The following is a 19,504-nucleotide window of genomic DNA, read 5'->3' on the forward strand; positions in this document are numbered from 1 at the left end:
CTCTAATACTTTCTCTAATACTTTAATTGCCGATAATTTATTATCTCTATAATTAATACCATATATAGGAATCCCTTCAATTTTCAATTGATTAAGAAATGGATGCTCTGTTTTACATATCCCACACCATGAAGCCCAAATATTGATCAGTTGGTATTTACTCTTGGTAATATCCGATCTTGTGATCGTTTGATCGCCCAATAAAAGATCGTATTCAGTGAATTCGGGAAACACTCTGTCCATCACTTGAATCGTTGATGATCGCTGCTTACTCCCCAACGCTAAACTAAAACTCAGAGCTATCGCCAGAGAAGTAATCACTAACAAAAACAATTTATTACGCATATTTAAACCTAGAGACAAAGCTAACAATGGTTACCTGATTACGAGAAAATAGTGCAATGATTCCACCAAGGACAGATAGCAATACTCCTACCCAGATCCAACGGGCATACGACTTATATTGGATACGGAACGCGTAGGCTGAGCTATCGATCTTTTCTCCCAGTGTGATATAGACATCACCATGCCAAAACCACTTCATTGCAGGCTCACTCATGTTCATCACTCTCACTTGATAGAAACGTCTTTCAGGAGTAATGATAAATGATTCCTCATCCTTACTTAACTCTAGATGAGCTTTTTCTGCAGTGAAATTACTTCCGACATAAAGCTCTGTTTCATTATACTTTAATGTCCAATCAAAGAATTGAATCTCCGATCCAGGCTCTAGTTTCTTATTCAATTCCAATGAATGGTGGCTATTCATTGCAGCACCTATAGCAAACATTGCCATCCCTATATGCGCTAGGCTCATAGAGACCACTCGTATGAAGTAAGTTTCTTTGTAGGCGGTAACTAGTGCGTAGATATGCGAAAAGAACACCCAAGCGGCTGCTATCCAGGTTATTTGCACAACCCAGTGTAAGTCACTAAGTTGACTCAATTGATTTAATTGGAGTTGGCTTAAATAGAGAAGGAAACCAACTATAGTAGACATGGCTAACAAGAGGAGCATCACTTTTGCTGATAGCTGTTTTTCTCGTAGCTTTTCAACTAAGGGGGAGAAACCAATCAACAGTAAAACCAATAAACCTATAGGTACTGCAAATAGATTAAAATAAGGAGCCCCAACGGATATATTTCCCAAGCCTAAGAGCTCATAAACCATTGGGTAAAAGGTACCAAATAAAACCACCAGCATTGCCACAACGAGCAAGGTTATTGCTAATAGAATGAGGAAACTTCGACTCAAAAAGTGCGTTATATTTTTTGAGTTAAATGACTCCCCTCTTATGATCAGTAAGGAAAACGAAGCCGTAAATACAATGCATAATATAGATATCAGAATCAGCCCTTTAGAAGGATCAACAGCAAATGCATGTACTGATGTCAGAACACCTGAACGGACAATAAAAGTACCGAGTATACTCAAAGAGAAAGTCGTAAAAGCTAAACTAAATGCCCACTTCAATAAGTGTTGCTTCTCTTTCGCAATAGTCAAACAATGTAATAAAGCCGTCGCGGTTAACCAAGGTAACAAACTGGCATTTTCTACAGGGTCCCAAAACCACCAGCCTCCCCAACCTAATTCATAGTATGCCCACCATGATCCTAGAACGATCCCAGCCGTTAAAAATATCCACGCGACTAAGCTCCATTTTCGGCAGTGGTTTACCCACTCAAATTCAATTTCTTTGGTTAATAAAGCCGCAACTGCAAACGCTAAAACAGCAGAAAATCCAACATAGCCTAAATAAAGAAGTGGAGGGTGAAAAATCAACCCAACATCTTGGAGCATAGGGTTTAGGTCTCGCCCCTCAACAGGTAACGCGCTATTGAATTCAAAAGGGTTGGAAGAGAGAAGAGTAAACCATGTAAAAGCGCAAAGTAATCCATTCATTACCCATAACACTTTTATTTGATAATCATTTTGTAACGAGCTTTGAAGCGCAATCACCCCCGCCCAACATGCTAATGTTAGCACCCAAAACAGCAATGACCCTTCATGACCAGCCCAGACAGCTGCAATTTTAAAAAAAACTGGAAGCTGCGTATTTGAATGCTCAGACACGTATAAGATAGAAAAATCATCTTGATAGAAAGCCACTGCCAACAAAACAATAGAGAATATAGATAGACAAGCTGAACCCAACGTAAATGGTCGAATATACGTATCAAATACTGCATATGCGGTTGAGGTTCTATATTGTTTAGCCATAGAGAAACCATACACCAGCGTGACTGCACTACTAAGTATGGCGACCATTATTAAGCTGAGTAACCCTAAGTTGCCTATCATATTACCTCGATGATTAGCTTCGATGCTTTGGAGCCATTTAGCCAATTCAATTCAATTCAATTCAATTCAATTCAATAAAGTGAGCTTTATTTCTACGAAAAAGACATCCGTTATCAACAAAGCCCACTGGCATATTAATGAAAGTTATATGCAACCCACATGTCGTCTTGCTGCTTTTACATACTACCTTCGTCCATCAGGTATATTAAACAACGGTTAATTGACCTGCGTAGAGGATGAATGTCCTCAACATCAACACGCCTGCTAAGCTCAAAGACGTCACAGTAAAAATGTACAACGCACCATGTCGGATAGATTTAGGTGTTAAAGCATTCATCAGTAATGGTAGAAGCATGCCGGCTACTATTACCCCCCACCAGAACCAGCTAGCCCAAAAACCCCCAGAAATCGCATTCCACGCGGCTTGCTCGCTTTGACCACCAGCAAATATCAAACCGGTAAAAAATGCCACGAGTACAAATAGCTCAAACATGACAACTGGTCGTTCAAAACCATGCACCCAGCTCACACTTGCACTAAGTGGTGATTCCTTAAAGACGAGTATCCCAACTAATAAACACGCAGCAGCGCCAGACGATAAACTCGAGAATAAAAATAGTATTGGTAAAACAGGGTTATTCAACATTGGGAAGGTAGGTAATGCCGATAATAAAAATCCGGTATAGGCAGCAAGTAATAAAGCTAAAAATGCCAAGAACAGTTCAAGATAATTCTCAAACGCCTCTAATTTATCCAGAATGCTATCAACAATTTCGAAACGCCCTTTTAAAAAGCTAACGATCTGCTTTCTAAAAATAATGCCTATCCAAGCAAACAATGCCGCCATATAAACATTAAATAACACGACACCCATTGCCATAACCGACGTTGGGTTAATAAAGATCATGATCTTCCAAAAATCTAACGGCTTTGTTAGGTGGAATACCAGAATAGTTAAACCCACAATAATGCCAAATGGTGCGAGAAACGCCGTCGCTTTTAAAATCCCACTTTCAGAAGGCTTACCTACAATGACTTTCCGTTTAAGATAAATGGAGATCATCACAGAACCTGCAGACATACCTGCTAGAAATAAGTAAATCGCAATGATCCAATCCCAAACGACCACACCAGATTGAAACGCAGTTTCCCATTCACTCATGATGGTATCTCCCCTTTCTGATGCGGTACTTTGTATAACTTAGGAGCCGTCCCTAAATGGACTTTATCTCTGTACACAACTTCATTTTTAAGCACATGATTAATCTCACTAGTAGGATCGTTTAAGTCGCCAAAAACCAAAGCCTTTGTTGGGCAAGATTCTACACACGCCGGTAACTTACCTTCTGCAAGATTGGTGTCTCGGCAAAAATTGCATTTATCCGCCGATTTATTTTCAGGATGGAAAAAGCGGACTTGGTAAGGACACGCTAATAAGCAGTAACCGCAGCCTACGCATTTCTCTTGATGGACATCGATGATGCCAGTTTTTTCATCCTTGTATGCAGCACCCGTTGGGCAAACCATAACACACGGTGCATTATCACAATGTTGACAAGAGTTGCGTGTAAAACGGTAATCAACATTTGGATATTCACCTTGAGGTTCACTTCTGATTATTTCTAAGCGAGAGACCCCTTCCGGTACGTTGTTCACTTCTCGGCATGCTTCAGTACAGGCAGTACAACCAATGCAAGCCGTTTCATCGTGAATCATCCCGTATCGTTTAACACCTTCTTCTTCCACGTTAGCAAGGGTTTTACGACTGGTCATTGAAGCAGTGGCTGCGATACCTGTAGTGAAGATTACCGCCCCAGTTCCTGCTAAAAAGTTTCTTCTAGAACAACTCATAGATTACTCCTTTTCTTTCAGTTGGTTGAAATCTGAGTGGCAATCCACGCATAACTTGATCCTTTCTTTTTTATCCAAAGCTAACACTTTAGACTTCTTGGCATGAACATCATGGCAATTAGAGCAAGTTAAATTTTGTGCGTGAACATCATGGGTCCAATCAGAATCTTGTAAAGATTGAGGTTCGTGACAATCAGTACATTCACTATTGGCTTGTAAAACAGATTCGGGGGTGAGTAATTCAGAGTCAGTACCTAACATGGACTGCGCTGAACGATACTTGGTGACAATAGGCGCCCCTTCTCGATGATCAGGGCTAATGTTGTTGTGGCACTCTGTGCAATTAACTTCTCGACCTAAAGCTTTATGTGCTTTTTCGCCATGCGATCCTAATAATGTATCTTTGGAATCTTTATGGCACTGAACACACTTATAGTCTTTATCACGAATGAGTTCGACTTCATGCCTTGCAGAGTCGGTGACTGAGTCAACAGTCGGCGAGTCGGCGAGCGCATGAATGGAATAACCATAGAGGCAAAATGCTAGAAGGGATTTAAGCATTATGACTATGGCCAATTTGATATTGCCCATTTTATCCTTTCCTTATACCAGTGTTATTTAACTCTCAAGTAAATAATGGTTCTGGTTAAACAAAAGTATCCTGAACGATATTATTATCGTTCATTTGATATCAATTCTTATTTAGGATAAAGCCACAACGCTCTCTAACTTTAGATTATACCCCTACAATTAATGAGCATACTTTTTACGGTATAAATTGTGAACATAATCACCATTTAATAATCATGGTTATATTAATAACCCATTGTTATTATTGATAATTATTATCATTTAAAATACACACAACTAACCCTTTAGGGGTATATAAGAACAGGCGTGAGCCAGGTCACTTCTATTAATTGATCTAAAACAAGCATGAGTAAACACGTAACAAAATGTGTTTATTTATGAATTAATATAAATAGGAACTCTCCAGTTCTTATTTGATATAGCAACCTCACAACGCTTGGTATAAGAATCAGTATATTGGAGATATCACTGTGAAAAAGCATTGGATAGGTAATTCAGTCGCTGCATTATTATTGGTAAGTGCATCATTAGTTAGCACTGCCAGCTTTGCTGCATCTGAACAAAAAGACATTGGCGATCCTCGTAATGAGCAATATGAAGAGAACCATCCCGATCAATATCAAACATGGAAGCAAACATCAGAAAGTGAAAATCTAGAAGATGCTCTTAAAGAAGATCCTAATATGGTCATCATGTGGGCGGGGTACGGTTTTGCTAAAGATTATAATAAAGCTCGCGGTCACTTTTACGCCATTGACGATGTAAGACAAACACTAAGAACCGGTGCACCTACAGATGAAAATTCAGGTCCTATGCCTATGGCATGTTGGAGTTGTAAAAGCCCAGATGTCGCGCGAGTGATAGAAGAGCGTGGAGAAGATGGTTACTTTGAAGGTAAATGGGCACGTTTAGGGGCTGAAATAACAAACCCTATCGGCTGTGCTGATTGCCACGATACTCAAAGTGACAACTTCAAGAATGGAGAACCGGCGCTCAAAATAACTCGTCCTTACGTAGAACGTGCATTTGATACGATCGGCAAAAATTTCGACCATCAATCTCGCCTAGATCAACAGTCTTCAGTATGCTCTCAATGCCACGTTGAATATTACTTCACAGGTCCAACAAAAGGCGTCAAATTCCCTTGGGATAAAGGCACTAAAGTTGAACAAATGGAAGAGTACTATGATGGAATCGGCTTCAAAGATTGGACACATAAGGTATCTAAAGCTCCGATGTTGAAAGCTCAGCACCCCGGATTTGAAACATGGCGGGAAGGCATTCATGGTAAGAACAAAGTTGCTTGTGTTGACTGCCATATGCCAAAAGTGACCAAAGAAGATGGCACTGTATTTACCGACCATAAAGTTGGTAACCCATTCGATCGTTTCGACGATACTTGTGCGCAATGTCATACTCAATCAAAAGAGCAATTACGCGGTATCGTTTCTACACGTAAAGCCCAAGTGTTGAATATGAAGTTAACGGCTGAAAAACAAATAGTTGCCGCCCATTTTGAAGCTGGTGCTGCGTGGGATGCCGGTGCAACTGAAGATGAAATGAAACCAATCCTTCAAGATATTCGCCATGCTCAATGGCGCTGGGATTATGCCATCGCTTCACATGGTGTACATATGCACGCACCAGAAGTTGCATTAGAGGTACTTGGAACTGCGGTAGATAGAGCTGCAGATGCACGTACTAAGCTTATTCGACTTCTTGCCAAAAAAGGGATTACTGAGCCAGTAATCATCCCTGACATATCCACAAAACTTAATGCGCAAAAAGCGATAGGCATGGATATGGACAAAATGAATGCAGACAAGAAACACTTTTTAGAAACGGTTGCGCCGCAGTGGGACGAAGAAGCAAGTAAGCGTGAAGATAAGTATAGCTATGAGTAAATTATGAGTATCACTTACCGACTCTCATAGCAGAACTCTGCTTTATCAAACGACAAAGCAATAAGCACATGATTAAAACCAGCCTGTTCCTCGGCTGGTTTTTTATTGTTGAGTTAATCAATAATGGCCCTTCCAAATACTCCCTCACCCTCAATACTCATCCTTTATAAAATTCATTTAGGGTGAGCCAAAGCCACTAGTTAATAATATATGTTATTTAGCCCTACTCATTTGAGGCTAACTTATGAACCATCGCCAACTAGAACAAAAATCGTTTGATGAAAGTGGGCAAAACCTTATAGTCGGTTCGGCTAACCACTGCCCTATCCCACCAGATCAGCTAGCTCAGATCACATCAGACTCGCCTTATGTAATAGAAACTTTCGACAGCGGGTTAACCGCGACTGTGTATCACTTGAGCATTGCAGGTAACCACTTCACGCTTAAGAGAAAAAGAACAACTTCTAAAGTAAAAAACTTAGATGGTAAGTATTCATTTCTAAATGAAGTACAACGCCGACATGATCTTCAAGCACGTAAAGATGATCCTACGACTTCAAACGAATTTAGACACATCGTCTCCACTATTTATGCCGATTATCGACAAGGCATTATTTTGTCTGACTGGCTCGAAGGTAACCTGTTAGCACGTATAGAAAGAAACACTATTGCTCAACTTTTCTCAACACTTCTATCTTGTGAAAAAACAGGTTTATTCGAGTGGGATTTAAGCCAAGGTAATTTAATCGTAGATGATGATCACAATATTACTCTGTTTGATTTTGGTTATATGTATAGCTTTGATCCATTGAATGAATTAAATAGTAACGGGATGAATGATCCAATCTTTCAATCTTTTGAAAGGTTTGAGACTCGCTTTTTATCCGGGTGGCTTTGCTCCCAGAACTTAAACGATAAAGACGCGATTGCTTATTTCAAAATAATTAAAGAAGAAGCCTTAAAGATACTTAATCAGAAACTCATATGGCTTAAAGAAAACTCGGCAAGTATTGATGTAATTCAGCACATTAAAGGGTTGATATATTCCTATGAGAAAGCACTTAAAACGCCAGAAGCGTTGAATGAACTGTATATCGCTGAAATGTTCCGGTCACATGTACTTGATATTGAAGATGATTTGGGTGGGAAGAGCTGTACAGCAACCACTAAGAAGAGGGTCAAGTCCGTGCTAGAAATGCTTGATAAACACTACGAATTACTCAAGAAAGAAGAAGCACTTTTCTACCAAAATCATAAGAAATCGCAAGCAGATCTGCTCAAACAATATAAGGTTAAGGAACAACTAGTAAACCAATATCAACTAACTTAGCTTGGCTTGGCTTGGCTTGGCTTGGCTTGGCTTGGCTTGGCTTGGCATAGAATGCATCCATGTCTATGCTCTTTGTTAAAGCGCTTATTTACGTATGAGTTGTTTAGCTTGGTTAATTGAATGAATCAAAGACACTCTGTCTATGCCTTGCTGGTTAGAGTCTAAAAGTCGGGTCCACACTACGATCGCTTCTTCATATCGAGAGCTGATAAAATGATCACTTGCGATTAAGATCAAAGCAGTACGATCGTATGGATCCAATGCCAAAGAAGAATCCAACAGATCTCTTACATCTTTGTTAATAGTTTGTGCGTTAACATAGTAAAGAGCTGATGCTTTTGCGGAGTATAGACTAGAAGTTACATCGTCACTTAATCTAATCGCATATTCGAAACAAGTTAATGCTGAGTCGTAATCTCCGCTTTGAACGTATGTCCCGCCAAGTTGAAACCACAATTCAGCTTGGTTTGGGTTGAGCCTTAAACTATCTTGTAATTCTTCTACGTATTCTGTGGCGTTGAAATTACTTACCGTTATATCTTCAGACTTAGGTGGTTCTTGCTTAAGAAGGAACCATATACCAATACTAGCCAACAATACAAAAATAGTAAGTTTAAAGTTTGAGCTCCTGACTTTCTTGGTATGAGTAAAGCTGAGGGTCAGAAGTAATATAAATGCCCCCATTAAAATCATTGCAATCAATAGCCAAAAATCCATTTTCTCTCCAAGATAAAAGCTCTCGCCTTTAACTATTAGGTTCGAGTATTCTTATTGTTGAGTATATATTTTAATCGAGAATTCAAGTTTGTATCCTATTCACGATCAATTCGGACATAAAAAAACCGAGCTAAAAAGCTCGGTTTTTTTACAAACAAAGAATCCAAAAAATTATTCTGAATCTTCCTCGTCTGCTTTAGGTGTTTCTACATCTTTTGCTTCTGCATCGGCTGCATTAACATCAACATCTGTAGATTCATTTGAAGCTTGTTCACCTTCTTGAGTTTCCTCATCAAGTATTTCAGCTTCTTCTACTTCATCGATTCGCTGTAGAGCTACAACATTTTCGTCTTCAGAAGTACGAATCAATGTTACACCCTGAGTATTACGACCAACTTGGCTTACTTCCGCTACGCGAGTACGTACTAATGTACCTGCGTCAGTGATCATCATCATTTCATCGCCTTCCTCAACTTGAACAGCGCCAACAACTGGGCCATTACGATCAGAGACTTTGATAGATACTACACCTTGCGTTGCACGGCCTTTCGTCGGGTATTCAGCCAGCTCAGTACGCTTACCGTAACCGTTTTGAGTCACAGTTAGGATATCGCCTTCGTTTGAAGGAACAATCAGTGAAACCACTTGATCGTCTTCTGGAAGCTTCATACCACGAACACCAGAGGCTGTACGACCCATTGGACGTACTTTGTCCTCGTTGAAGCGAACAACTTTGCCCGACTTCGAGAACAGCATGATGTCACTATTACCATCAGTAATATCAACGCCAATCAGTGAATCATCGTCACGCAGGTTAACAGCGATTAGACCGTTAGCACGTACGTTTGCGAATTGATCCAGTGATGTCTTCTTAACAGTACCGTCACCCGTTGCCATGAAGATAAATTTCTCATTTGAGAATTCAGAAACAGGCAGGATAGCCGTAATACGCTCACCGTCTTCTAGAGGAAGAATGTTAACGATAGGCTTACCACGAGCAGTACGGCTCGCTTGCGGTAGTTGATAAACTTTCAGACGGTATGTCTTACCACGAGTAGAGAAACATAAGATGTTATCGTGAGTATTAGCAACAAGCAGACGCTCAATGTAATCCTCATCTTTCATCTTAGTCGCACTCTTACCTTTACCACCACGGCGCTGAGCTTCGTAGTCGCTTAGGATTTGGTACTTAACGTAACCAGCATTTGAAAGCGTTACTACAACGTCTTCTTGAGCAATTAGCTCTTCCATGTCGATATCATGAACAGCAGCTGTGATTTCTGTACGACGTTCATCGCCATAGATATCACGTACTGTTTCTAACTCTTCACGGATCACTTCCATCAAACGCTCAGTGCTTGCAAGAATATGCATTAGCTCAGCGATTTCTTCTAGAAGTGCTTTGTACTCGTCTAGAATCTTCTCGTGCTCAAGACCGGTTAAACGGTGTAAGCGAAGTTCTAGAATAGCTTGTGCTTGTGTTTCCGTTAGGAAGTATTGACCATCACGGATACCGTATTGATCTTCAAGCCAATCAGGACGAGCTGCATCAGTACCAGCACGTTCAAGCATTGCAGCAACATTGCCCAGTTCCCAACCACGAGCAACAAGGCCTGCTTTCGCTTCAGCCGGTGTCGGTGCGTTTCGGATCAGTTCAATGATTTCATCAATGTTTGCAAGCGCTAAAGATAGAGCTTCCAAAATATGTGCACGGTCGCGCGCTTTCTTCAATTCGAAGATAGTACGACGTGTAACCACTTCACGACGGTGATCAACAAAACACTTCAACATATCTTTAATGTTGAAAAGTTGTGGTTGTCCGTTATTCAACGCAACCATGTTGATGCCGAAAGTAGTTTGAAGTTGAGTTTGTGAGTAAAGGTTGTTCAGAACAACTTCACCTACAGCATCACGCTTACATTCAATAACAATACGCATACCATCTTTATCAGATTCGTCACGTAGAGCGCTAATGCCTTCAACTTTCTTATCTTTAACCAGCTCAGCAATCTTTTCGATCAATCGAGCTTTGTTTACTTGGTAAGGGATCTCAGTAACGATAATGGTTTCTTTACCATTTTTCTCTACTTCAATATCCGCTTTTGAACGCATGTAAACTTTACCACGACCTGTCTTATAAGCATCTACGATGCCTTTACGACCACTAATCAGTGCTGCTGTCGGGAAATCAGGACCAGGGATGTAGTCCATTAGCTCATCAATAGTGATATCTTCATTATTGATAAATGCTAAACAGCCATCAACGACTTCACCTAGGTTATGAGGTGGAATGTTGGTAGCCATACCTACCGCGATACCAGAAGCACCGTTTACCAATAGGTTAGGAATTTTTGTCGGCAGAACCGCTGGAATTTGCTCTGTACCATCATAGTTAGGTACATAGTCCACGGTTTCTTTGTCAAGGTCAGCCAAAAGCTCGTGCGCAATTTTCGCCATACGGACTTCCGTATAACGCATTGCAGCTGCTGAGTCGCCATCGATAGAACCAAAGTTACCTTGGCCATCAACTAGCATGTAGCGTAGCGAGAACGGCTGAGCCATACGTACGATAGTATCGTACACTGCGCTATCACCATGTGGGTGATATTTACCGATTACATCGCCTACTACACGAGCAGACTTTTTATATGCTTTGTTCCAATCATTACCAAGTACATTCATCGCGAACAAAACGCGGCGGTGTACTGGTTTTAGGCCATCACGCACATCTGGAAGAGCACGACCAACGATGACGGACATCGCGTAGTCTAGGTATGAACCTCTTAGCTCATCTTCAATGTTTACGGGCGTGATCTCTTTCGCTAGATCGCTCATAGAGCCATTTTCCCTCTATAGTCAGATCGTATTTTTGAATACGTATAAGACCGAAAAATATAACACAAATTTACCTACTGAGGCATCACTTTCCCCTTCCTTTTATCATCTTGTGAGCCTTGTTGCTAATCAATTGGCGAGAAATTGCACGCTGCCAACATATCTTGCTGATAGTTGGCTACTTTACAGACAACAAATCAGCAAATTTGTAGAACTTCTGGTCAGCAAGAAAAGCCAAGTTATAATGCTCACAACTTCATGGATGCATTATTAAACTTGGAAATGCCGATTATGACTAAAACGCAAAACGTAGACCCAGCAGAAATCAAAAAGTTTGAAGACATGGCTTCACGTTGGTGGGATCTCGAAGGCGAGTTTAAGCCACTTCATCAAATTAACCCGCTACGTCTAAATTATGTGCTAGAAAAAGCCGATGGCTTATTTGGTAAGAAAGTTCTTGATGTTGGCTGTGGCGGCGGAATCTTAGCCGAAAGTATGGCTATTGAAGGGGCTATTGTCACAGGTTTAGATATGGGTAAGGAACCTCTTGAAGTTGCTCGTTTGCACGCGTTAGAAACAGGCACCAAGCTAGATTACATTCAAAGCACGATTGAAGATCATGCAGAACAAAACCCGCAAACTTATGATGTCGTCACGTGCATGGAAATGTTGGAACATGTGCCAGACCCACAATCCGTAATCACGGCTTGTGCCAAATTGGTAAAACCAAACGGACATGTGTTCTTCTCCACTTTAAATCGCAACTTAAAATCATATTTATTTGCGATTGTTGGTGCAGAAAAGCTACTCAAGATCGTTCCTGAAGGGACTCACGAGCATGAGAAGTTCATTCGACCTGCAGAATTAATCAAGATGATTGATTCTACTCCTCTTCAAGAATTGGGTATCACAGGGCTTCATTACAACCCACTGACAGATAGCTACCGCCTAGGAAGTAACGTAGATGTTAATTACATCGTTCATACTCAGAACTTTGCCTAGTTGATATTAATATGATTACCGAAAACTATTTGTAAATAGACTAATGAAAAAGGTTGCAAATACCATAAAACTGCGACCTTTTTCAGTCTATTTTTCGTGCTCTAGATTCCATTTTAACCAGCTGTGATTTAAAAATAACCACCCGAATTCGACTGCCTTTTTTAGCCAAAGATCAAGAGATTTTTTTTTATTACCCTTCAAATTTAAACCAGCAGCAAAACGCTATTTTTCTACAATCAAGTCCTAGCTAACGCCATCAGTTAGTAAGTACTAACAGTTTTTTTTAAAATTTGCAGTTATCCACAAGCCTTCCCATTTATGTACCTTGAAAAATATCACTGACAGCACTATCTTGTAACCCAACAAGCAAATGACCCCTATATGTAGTGTTTAAGCTACAATATATGGGTAGAGCAAGATCACAAAGCCGTCATGTAATTTACAAAAATTACACACAAATATTCAAAAAAACGGCTTTTATCAGATTTGTTAGGGAAATAAAGCAGAATGAACCAACAACTTACTGTTACTAAGCGTAACGGTCGTAAAGAAACCATTGATCTAGAAAAGATCCACCGTGTGATTACTTGGGCAGCTGAAGGCCTGCACAACGTATCTGTATCACAAGTAGAATTGAAAGCTCACATTCAATTCTACGATGGCATCACCACAACTGATATTCATGAAACTATCATCAAATCAGCTGCGGATCTTATCTCTGAAGAGACTCCTGATTATCAGTATTTAGCAGCTCGTTTATCTGTATTCCACCTACGTAAAAAAGCGTATGGTCAATACGAGCCGCCAGCTCTATATGAACACGTTGCAAAACTAGTTGATATGGGTAAATACGATAGCCACTTAATGGAAGATTACACTAAAGCTGAATTTGAAGAGCTTGATGAGTATCTGGACCATAAACGTGACCTAGATTTTTCGTACGCCGCGGTAAAACAACTTGAAGGTAAATACTTCGTTCAAAACCGTGTAACGAAAGAGATCTATGAGAGTGCTCAATTCCTTTACATTTTAGTTGCTGCTTGTCTATTCGCTAAGTACCCGAAATCGACTCGTATTGACTATATAAAACGTTTTTACGATGCATCTTCTACGTTTAAGATTTCTCTGCCAACGCCTATCATGTCTGGTGTACGTACTCCTACGCGTCAATTCAGTTCATGTGTACTGATTGAATGTGGAGACAGCTTAGATTCAATTAACGCAACAGCAAGCTCAATTGTTCGTTACGTTTCTCAACGTGCTGGTATTGGTATCAATGCTGGTCGAATCCGTGCGCTTGGTTCTGAAATCCGTAACGGTGAAGCATTCCACACTGGTTGTATTCCATTCTACAAATACTTCCAAACAGCCGTAAAATGCTGTTCTCAAGGTGGTGTTCGTGGTGGCGCAGCAACTGTGTTCTACCCACTATGGCACGGTGAAGTACAATCTCTACTGGTACTTAAGAATAACCGTGGTGTTGAAGAGAACCGTGTTCGTCACATGGATTACGGCGTACAGTTGAACAAACTAATGTATGCTCGACTAGTTCAAGGTGGCAACATCAGCCTATTCTCTCCTTCTGATGTTCCTGGTTTATACGATGCTTTCTTCGAAAACCAAGAACGTTTCGAAGCGCTATACGTTAAATACGAAAACGATCCGTCGATTAAGCGTGAGACTGTTAAAGCGGTTGAGCTATTCTCTCTTCTTATGCAAGAGCGCGCTTCAACTGGTCGTATCTACATTCAGAACGTTGATCACTGTAATACACACAGTCCGTTCGACTCTGAAGTTGCACCTGTTCGTCAATCGAACCTATGTCTAGAAATTGCACTTCCAACGAAGCCGCTTAAGAACGTAGAAGATGACGAAGGTGAAATTGCACTATGTACGCTTTCAGCGTTTAACCTAGGTGCAATTAACGAGTTGGATGATTTAGCTGAGCTATCTGAATTGGTCGTTCGTGCTCTTGATGCCCTACTGGATTATCAAGACTACCCGCTTCCAGCGGCACGTAAGTCAACCATGAACCGTCGTACTCTAGGTGTTGGTGTAATCAACTATGCATACTACCTAGCGAAGAATGGTGTTAAGTACTCTGATGGCAGCGCAAACGGCCTTACTCACCGTACTTTTGAAGCTATTCAGTACCATTTACTAAAAGCATCTGTAGCGTTAGCTAAAGAGCAAGGCAAATGTCCTTCGTTTAACGAAACCAACTATGCTAAAGGTCTACTACCTATCGATACTTACAAAAAAGATATCGATTTAGTATGTGATGAACCACTGCATTACGATTGGGACTCTCTTCGTGAAGAGATAATGGAACATGGTCTACGTAACTCAACACTAACGGCACTTATGCCTTCTGAGACGTCATCTCAGATTTCTAATGCAACAAACGGTATTGAGCCACCACGTGGTTTTGTTTCAATTAAAGCCTCTAAAGATGGTATTTTGAAGCAGGTTGTTCCTGATTTCGTTAACTTAAAAGACAACTACGAGTTACTTTGGAACATTGGTTCGAACGATGGTTACCTGCATTTAGTTGGTATCATGCAAAAATTTGTTGACCAAGCTATCTCTGCAAACACAAATTATGATCCAAGTGGTTACGAGAGCGGTAAAGTCCCTATGAAGAAACTTCTTCAAGACTTGCTGACTGCATATAAGTACGGTGTTAAAACGCTTTACTACCACAACACTCGTGATGGTGCTAAAGATGATCAGGGTGATACAGTCCAAGTGCCTGAAGAAGATTGTGAAGGCGGCGGTTGTAAGATCTAAACTACTTTTCTAAAAAGCACTTATCTAGACAAATTAAAATACAGAAAGGAACATGGCTTCCTTTCTGTAAAAGTATTAACAAGACCTGTTCATGAAATAGGTTTTTAAAGGAATTGAGGCAGTCATGGCTTACAGTACTTTTTCTCAAAACAAGAATGACCAATTAAAAGAGCCAATGTTCTTAGGTCAATCAGTAAACGTTGCTCGTTACGACCAACAAAAGTTTGAAATTTTCGAAAAGTTGATCGAAAAACAGCTTTCTTTCTTCTGGCGCCCAGAAGAAGTGGATGTTTCAAGCGACCGTATTGACTACAACAAACTTCCGGATCACGAGAAGCACATCTTCATCTCAAACTTGAAGTACCAAACACTTCTCGATTCTATCCAAGGTCGAAGCCCTAACGTAGCCCTGCTCCCTCTGGTATCACTACCAGAAGTAGAAACGTGGATTGAAACATGGTCTTTTTCTGAAACGATTCACTCTCGCTCTTACACACACATCATTCGTAACATCGTAAATGATCCAGGTGTTGTATTTGACGACATCGTTGAAAACGAAGAGATACTTAAGCGTGCTAAAGATATTGCATTTTACTACGATGACCTAATCAAGCTAACAGCAGATTACCACCGCTACGGTGAAGGCAACCACAGCATCAATGGTGAAGAGGTTAAGGTTTCACTTCATGATCTGAAGAAGAAACTTTACGTGTGTCTAATGTCTGTAAACGCGCTAGAAGCCATTCGTTTCTACGTGAGTTTTGCATGTTCATTCGCTTTCGCTGAGCGTGAGCTAATGGAAGGTAATGCGAAAATCATCAAGCTAATTGCTCGTGATGAAGCGCTTCACCTAACTGGCACACAGCACATGATCAACTTGCTTCGTAATGGTCAAGATGACTTCGCATTCATGCAGATTGCTGAAGAATGTAAGCAAGAATGTTTCGACCTATTCAAAGAAGCCGCTGAACAAGAAAAAGAATGGGCAGAATACCTATTCAAAGACGGCTCTATGATCGGTCTGAATAAAGATATTCTTTGCCAATATGTTGAGTACATTACTAACATCCGTATGCAAGCTGTTGGTCTAGGTACTGCTTACCCAGAAGCAACGTCAAACCCTATCCCATGGATCAATGCTTGGTTATCTTCAGATAACGTGCAAGTTGCTCCGCAAGAAGCTGAAATCAGCTCTTACCTAGTGGGTCAGATTGACAATGAAGTAAGTGCAGACGATTTCGAAGGTTTTGAACTGTAATGCCGACTATCAAAATCAACAAATTAGTTTCTATTGAATCTAACCCTTCAAATACTTTATTGGAAACAATGGAGCAAGCGGGGCTAGAGCCTGAATATAATTGCCGAGATGGCCACTGTGGTGCATGTCGTTGTACTTTAGATTCAGGTGAAGTTGAGTATGTTGGTTTTGCTATGGCTTACACTCAAGGTAACGAAATTCTGCCTTGTATTTGTAAAGCTAAGACTGAGCTGTCACTGAGTAATGTTATCCATAGAAATAAGCAAAAACGCGCATAATCATGTATGAGTAACCTCATCCAATACTTTTAGCCTGCCAGTCAGATCAAAAAAAGCCCCTGAACTTCAATCATTCAAGGGCTTTTTTATTTGTGTCGTTTAGTCTGGGTTCTTATTAACAATGATATTCAAACATGGCTAGTTGATCACAACTGCCGGTATAAACATTTCTTTAATTCGATTCAGCGAACTGTAAGACCCAAATATAGGCTTACTTTCAATATGCCTTCTAAGCATGTCGGCTGCGACTGTCACAATCACTTTTCGCGCATCTTGTCGGCTGTATTCTCTATGAAATTCAAGAATCTGCCCCCACTCACCCGCTTCACTGGATAGCGCAACAGAAAAACGTTTGCCTTCTAACTTACCGGTTACTAATGCTAATTCAGTTGAACATTTTTCACGGGTTGCGCCCGCTAATGCAAAAGTTGCCGCCAGTGGATCGGTATAATCAATATCTGAACCTTTAGAATCAGCCATTATCCAAGAATGACCAAAGCAACTTTCAATATTTTCATCCGACTGAAGCCAAGAACATAATGCCCCTTTTGTTGCCTGTTCAGACACCGAGAGCGTTTTATGCTTATCGACCATCAAATGCCCTAGATGCTCAAGCATAGGTTCATCAACACTCACTACATTAGCTTCAAGCAGTTTATATACCATCTGCAGTAGCTTAACTCGCGTTTCTAAATCAGATTTGGGACCGAATAATTTCACTTCAATGAAAGGCAAGTAGGATCGATAACCTAGCTCATATCCTTCAGGTAGTTTCAGTTGATCAAGAACATCTGAAATTCCAGATTCAGATAGACCAAACGTGTAGAGCTTACTGCACTCAGAAGCTTGAACTTGAGGATAACTACGAGATAAGTCAGGAATGATTTGAGTAGTTACCATCCGCTTAAATTCACTTGGGACGCCCGGAGTAAAATAAAAAGTAGCATCATTAATTTTCAATTTAAAACCACAAGCCGTACCAATAGGATTGTCCACGACCTCAGAGCTAGCAGGGAGCATGGCTTGCTTTAAATTGCTGTCTGGCATTTGCATGCCCCGTTCAGCGTACATACTTTCTAGGCGAGACAACCAATCCGGGAAAAGTACGAGTTTCTCATCTGTCGCTGCCGCTGCCGCTGCCGCACTCATATCGTCAGTTGTCGGACCTAACCCACCATTGACGATCACCACATCATTGTTGAAACTGAGCATCAACAGTTCTTCAACCAACGCATTCATTTGGTCGCCAACCGTTGAGCGTTTCGCAAGAGAAAAACCGTGTTGATAAAACTCAGCTGACATCCAAGCTGCATTTGTATCTACAATGTCTCCATGAAGCACTTCTTCACCAGTACTTAACATTGCAATTTTAATCATAATTAATCCTTTGCTGCCTGATTTAGTCTTCGGCTTATATGAAAAGCCCGTTCTCAAGAAAATAAAAGAGAAAATATAGGTCTGCATTTTCATACAGTAAGACAACTATTTGTTAAATATAGTTTCTGAAATCAATCAATTTCTAGTTCCCATAAAACCTTATTTAATAGATAATTGTGAACCTGATCCATTATTAAATTCTTACGGAGAGCCTTGTGCCCAAATCACCAGTACTTAAGAAGGTAGCAGCTGCATTTACCATACTTATGTCAGCAAACTCTGTTGCCGGTCAATATGACTTCAACCAGCAAGTTGATCTTTCGTACCGTACTGAATGCTCCCAAGAGTACTGCTTTAACGATAACATGTACACTTACAAGACAAGCAAAAACTATGCCTTGAGTGAAAGCAGTGACCAATATGACCTATCAGCTGGAAAACAACCTCTATACCTAACCGTTAGTGATGGAAAAGATTGGGATTACCTTATGGGGCAAACTTACACCATTTTAGGTCTAAGTGTTGCGACTGTTGGTTTGATGACTTTTCTTCCTGAAAGTATAACTAAATGGGATGATGATCAGCGAGACTTAAGTAAACTCGGGTCGAAGTGGAAAGACAACGTATCGTCAGGTCCAACCTGGGATAGAGACGAACACTTTCTTAACTACGTTATGCACCCATATTTCGGCGGTGTTTACTATACCGCAGCAAGACATGCTGGCTACAACGAGTTTGAATCGTTCATGTACTCATTCACAATGTCGACTTTTTTCTGGGAATATGGTGTAGAAGCCTTTGCTGAAGTGCCATCATGGCAAGATATTTTCATCACACCGTTTTTTGGAGCTGTTGTGGGTGAACTAATGCTAGAAGCTGAACAAGATATTGTCGCTTCTGGTGGTGAAGTAATGGGTTCGCAATCTATGGGTGATGTGTCACTCTTCTTTTTGAACCCTGTAGGTCATATTCATTACTGGGTAAATGATGCCTGGGGCGGTGAAGCAGAAATGAGTTTCAATGCTGACCCATGGTGGAATAACCGTGATGCAGCTCAGTTTGCTTATGATGCAGGTGCAACTTACGATTCTCAATTTGTTGGTATGAATTTTAAAGTAAGTTTTTAAGGCTCATAACTCTTTAGCTTACTTAAGACATTGGCTTTTAAAACTAAAACATACAAGAAAATTGACTAAGGCGGCTTCATTGCCGCTTTTTTGTGCCCCAAGCTTCATTATCTAACTTCTATCGACTTGTTAGATTCAAAAA

General features: G+C 40.5%; 15 protein-coding genes. 7 read left to right on the top strand and 8 right to left on the bottom strand.

Annotated elements, in window-relative coordinates; all coding sequences use genetic code 11:
* The 5 genes from L4C37_RS16020 to nrfB form a co-directional block, all read right to left on the bottom strand.
* Positions 1 to 345 (bottom strand): redoxin family protein (locus L4C37_RS16020; protein ID WP_429769160.1); only part of this gene is annotated, 345 nt, incomplete at its 3' end.
* The gene (locus L4C37_RS16025) at positions 338 to 2,302 is read right to left on the bottom strand and encodes a heme lyase CcmF/NrfE family subunit (RefSeq protein ID WP_429769161.1); all 1,965 of its coding nucleotides are present in this window, start codon (positions 2,300 to 2,302) and stop codon (positions 338 to 340) included. The genes L4C37_RS16020 and L4C37_RS16025, both read right to left, overlap by 8 nt.
* A 205-nt stretch (positions 2,303 to 2,507) precedes the next feature.
* Positions 2,508 to 3,464, bottom strand: coding sequence for a cytochrome c nitrite reductase subunit NrfD (gene nrfD / locus L4C37_RS16030; protein WP_273294425.1), 957 nt, complete (start codon positions 3,462 to 3,464; stop codon positions 2,508 to 2,510).
* Positions 3,461 to 4,153, bottom strand: coding sequence for a cytochrome c nitrite reductase Fe-S protein (gene nrfC, locus L4C37_RS16035; RefSeq protein WP_273294427.1), 693 nt, complete (start codon positions 4,151 to 4,153; stop codon positions 3,461 to 3,463). Before nrfC ends, nrfD begins: the two co-directional genes overlap by 4 nt.
* 3 nt (positions 4,154 to 4,156) lie before the next feature.
* Positions 4,157 to 4,744, bottom strand: coding sequence for a cytochrome c nitrite reductase pentaheme subunit (gene nrfB / locus L4C37_RS16040; RefSeq protein WP_273294429.1), 588 nt, complete (start codon positions 4,742 to 4,744; stop codon positions 4,157 to 4,159).
* A gap of 470 nt (positions 4,745 to 5,214) precedes the next feature.
* Between nrfB and nrfA the strand changes: the two genes are divergently transcribed.
* Positions 5,215 to 6,648: an ammonia-forming nitrite reductase cytochrome c552 subunit gene (gene nrfA / locus L4C37_RS16045; protein WP_273294430.1), complete on the top strand. Its 1,434-nt coding sequence runs from the start codon at positions 5,215 to 5,217 to the stop codon at positions 6,646 to 6,648.
* Between the two features lie 244 nt (positions 6,649 to 6,892).
* Positions 6,893 to 7,978, top strand: a complete 1,086-nt coding sequence (locus L4C37_RS16050; protein ID WP_429769162.1) for a protein kinase family protein — start codon at positions 6,893 to 6,895, stop codon at positions 7,976 to 7,978.
* An 84-nt stretch (positions 7,979 to 8,062) separates the two neighbouring features.
* On the opposite strand, the gene L4C37_RS16055 is transcribed toward L4C37_RS16050, so the two are convergent.
* Positions 8,063 to 8,695, bottom strand: coding sequence for a TPR domain-containing protein (locus L4C37_RS16055; RefSeq protein WP_429769163.1), 633 nt, complete (start codon positions 8,693 to 8,695; stop codon positions 8,063 to 8,065).
* Positions 8,696 to 8,866: 171 nt separating this feature from the next.
* Positions 8,867 to 11,530: a DNA topoisomerase (ATP-hydrolyzing) subunit A gene (gene gyrA, locus L4C37_RS16060; RefSeq protein WP_273294435.1), complete on the bottom strand. Its 2,664-nt coding sequence runs from the start codon at positions 11,528 to 11,530 to the stop codon at positions 8,867 to 8,869.
* A gap of 258 nt (positions 11,531 to 11,788) precedes the next feature.
* Here gyrA and ubiG point away from each other — a divergent pair, with 258 nt between their 5' ends.
* From ubiG to yfaE, 4 genes are all read left to right on the top strand, one after another.
* Positions 11,789 to 12,532, top strand: a complete 744-nt coding sequence (ubiG, locus tag L4C37_RS16065) for a bifunctional 2-polyprenyl-6-hydroxyphenol methylase/3-demethylubiquinol 3-O-methyltransferase UbiG (RefSeq protein ID WP_273294436.1) — start codon at positions 11,789 to 11,791, stop codon at positions 12,530 to 12,532.
* A gap of 507 nt (positions 12,533 to 13,039) precedes the next feature.
* The gene (gene nrdA / locus L4C37_RS16070) at positions 13,040 to 15,322 is read left to right on the top strand and encodes a class 1a ribonucleoside-diphosphate reductase subunit alpha (RefSeq protein ID WP_429769164.1); all 2,283 of its coding nucleotides are present in this window, start codon (positions 13,040 to 13,042) and stop codon (positions 15,320 to 15,322) included.
* A gap of 124 nt (positions 15,323 to 15,446) precedes the next feature.
* The gene (nrdB, locus tag L4C37_RS16075; protein ID WP_137372567.1) at positions 15,447 to 16,580 is read left to right on the top strand and encodes a class Ia ribonucleoside-diphosphate reductase subunit beta; all 1,134 of its coding nucleotides are present in this window, start codon (positions 15,447 to 15,449) and stop codon (positions 16,578 to 16,580) included.
* Entirely contained in the window at positions 16,580 to 16,858 is a 279-nt protein-coding gene (gene yfaE, locus L4C37_RS16080) for a class I ribonucleotide reductase maintenance protein YfaE (RefSeq protein WP_171737462.1), read from the top strand. Before nrdB ends, yfaE begins: the two co-directional genes overlap by 1 nt.
* A 138-nt stretch (positions 16,859 to 16,996) precedes the next feature.
* On the opposite strand, the gene L4C37_RS16085 is transcribed toward yfaE, so the two are convergent.
* The gene (locus tag L4C37_RS16085; protein ID WP_429769165.1) at positions 16,997 to 18,235 is read right to left on the bottom strand and encodes a CinA family nicotinamide mononucleotide deamidase-related protein; all 1,239 of its coding nucleotides are present in this window, start codon (positions 18,233 to 18,235) and stop codon (positions 16,997 to 16,999) included.
* A 215-nt stretch (positions 18,236 to 18,450) separates the two neighbouring features.
* Here L4C37_RS16085 and L4C37_RS16090 point away from each other — a divergent pair, with 215 nt between their 5' ends.
* The gene (locus L4C37_RS16090) at positions 18,451 to 19,362 is read left to right on the top strand and encodes a DUF3943 domain-containing protein (RefSeq protein ID WP_137372564.1); all 912 of its coding nucleotides are present in this window, start codon (positions 18,451 to 18,453) and stop codon (positions 19,360 to 19,362) included.
* Positions 19,363 to 19,504: the final 142 nt, after the last annotated feature.

The organism is Vibrio kagoshimensis, assembly GCF_050337535.1.
In the GTDB taxonomy this organism is placed as follows: Bacteria; Pseudomonadota; Gammaproteobacteria; order Enterobacterales; family Vibrionaceae; genus Vibrio; species Vibrio gallaecicus.

Bases quoted from the DNA above. Each gene is read 5' to 3' on its own strand.
- nrfB (WP_273294429.1), bottom strand. From the start codon at position 4,744: ATGGGCAATATCAAATTGGCCATAGTCATAATGCTTAAATCCCTTCTA.
- nrfC (WP_273294427.1), bottom strand. From the start codon at position 4,153: ATGAGTTGTTCTAGAAGAAACTTTTTAGCAGGAACTGGGGCGGTAATC.
- nrfD (WP_273294425.1), bottom strand. From the start codon at position 3,464: ATGAGTGAATGGGAAACTGCGTTTCAATCTGGTGTGGTCGTTTGGGAT.
- nrdB (WP_137372567.1), top strand. From the start codon at position 15,447: ATGGCTTACAGTACTTTTTCTCAAAACAAGAATGACCAATTAAAAGAG.
- L4C37_RS16050 (WP_429769162.1), top strand. From the start codon at position 6,893: ATGAACCATCGCCAACTAGAACAAAAATCGTTTGATGAAAGTGGGCAA.
- L4C37_RS16055 (WP_429769163.1), bottom strand. From the start codon at position 8,695: ATGGATTTTTGGCTATTGATTGCAATGATTTTAATGGGGGCATTTATA.
- L4C37_RS16085 (WP_429769165.1), bottom strand. From the start codon at position 18,235: ATGATTAAAATTGCAATGTTAAGTACTGGTGAAGAAGTGCTTCATGGA.
- ubiG (WP_273294436.1), top strand. From the start codon at position 11,789: ATGGATGCATTATTAAACTTGGAAATGCCGATTATGACTAAAACGCAA.
- yfaE (WP_171737462.1), top strand. From the start codon at position 16,580: ATGCCGACTATCAAAATCAACAAATTAGTTTCTATTGAATCTAACCCT.
- nrdA (WP_429769164.1), top strand. From the start codon at position 13,040: ATGAACCAACAACTTACTGTTACTAAGCGTAACGGTCGTAAAGAAACC.
- L4C37_RS16025 (WP_429769161.1), bottom strand. From the start codon at position 2,302: ATGATAGGCAACTTAGGGTTACTCAGCTTAATAATGGTCGCCATACTT.
- gyrA (WP_273294435.1), bottom strand. From the start codon at position 11,530: ATGAGCGATCTAGCGAAAGAGATCACGCCCGTAAACATTGAAGATGAG.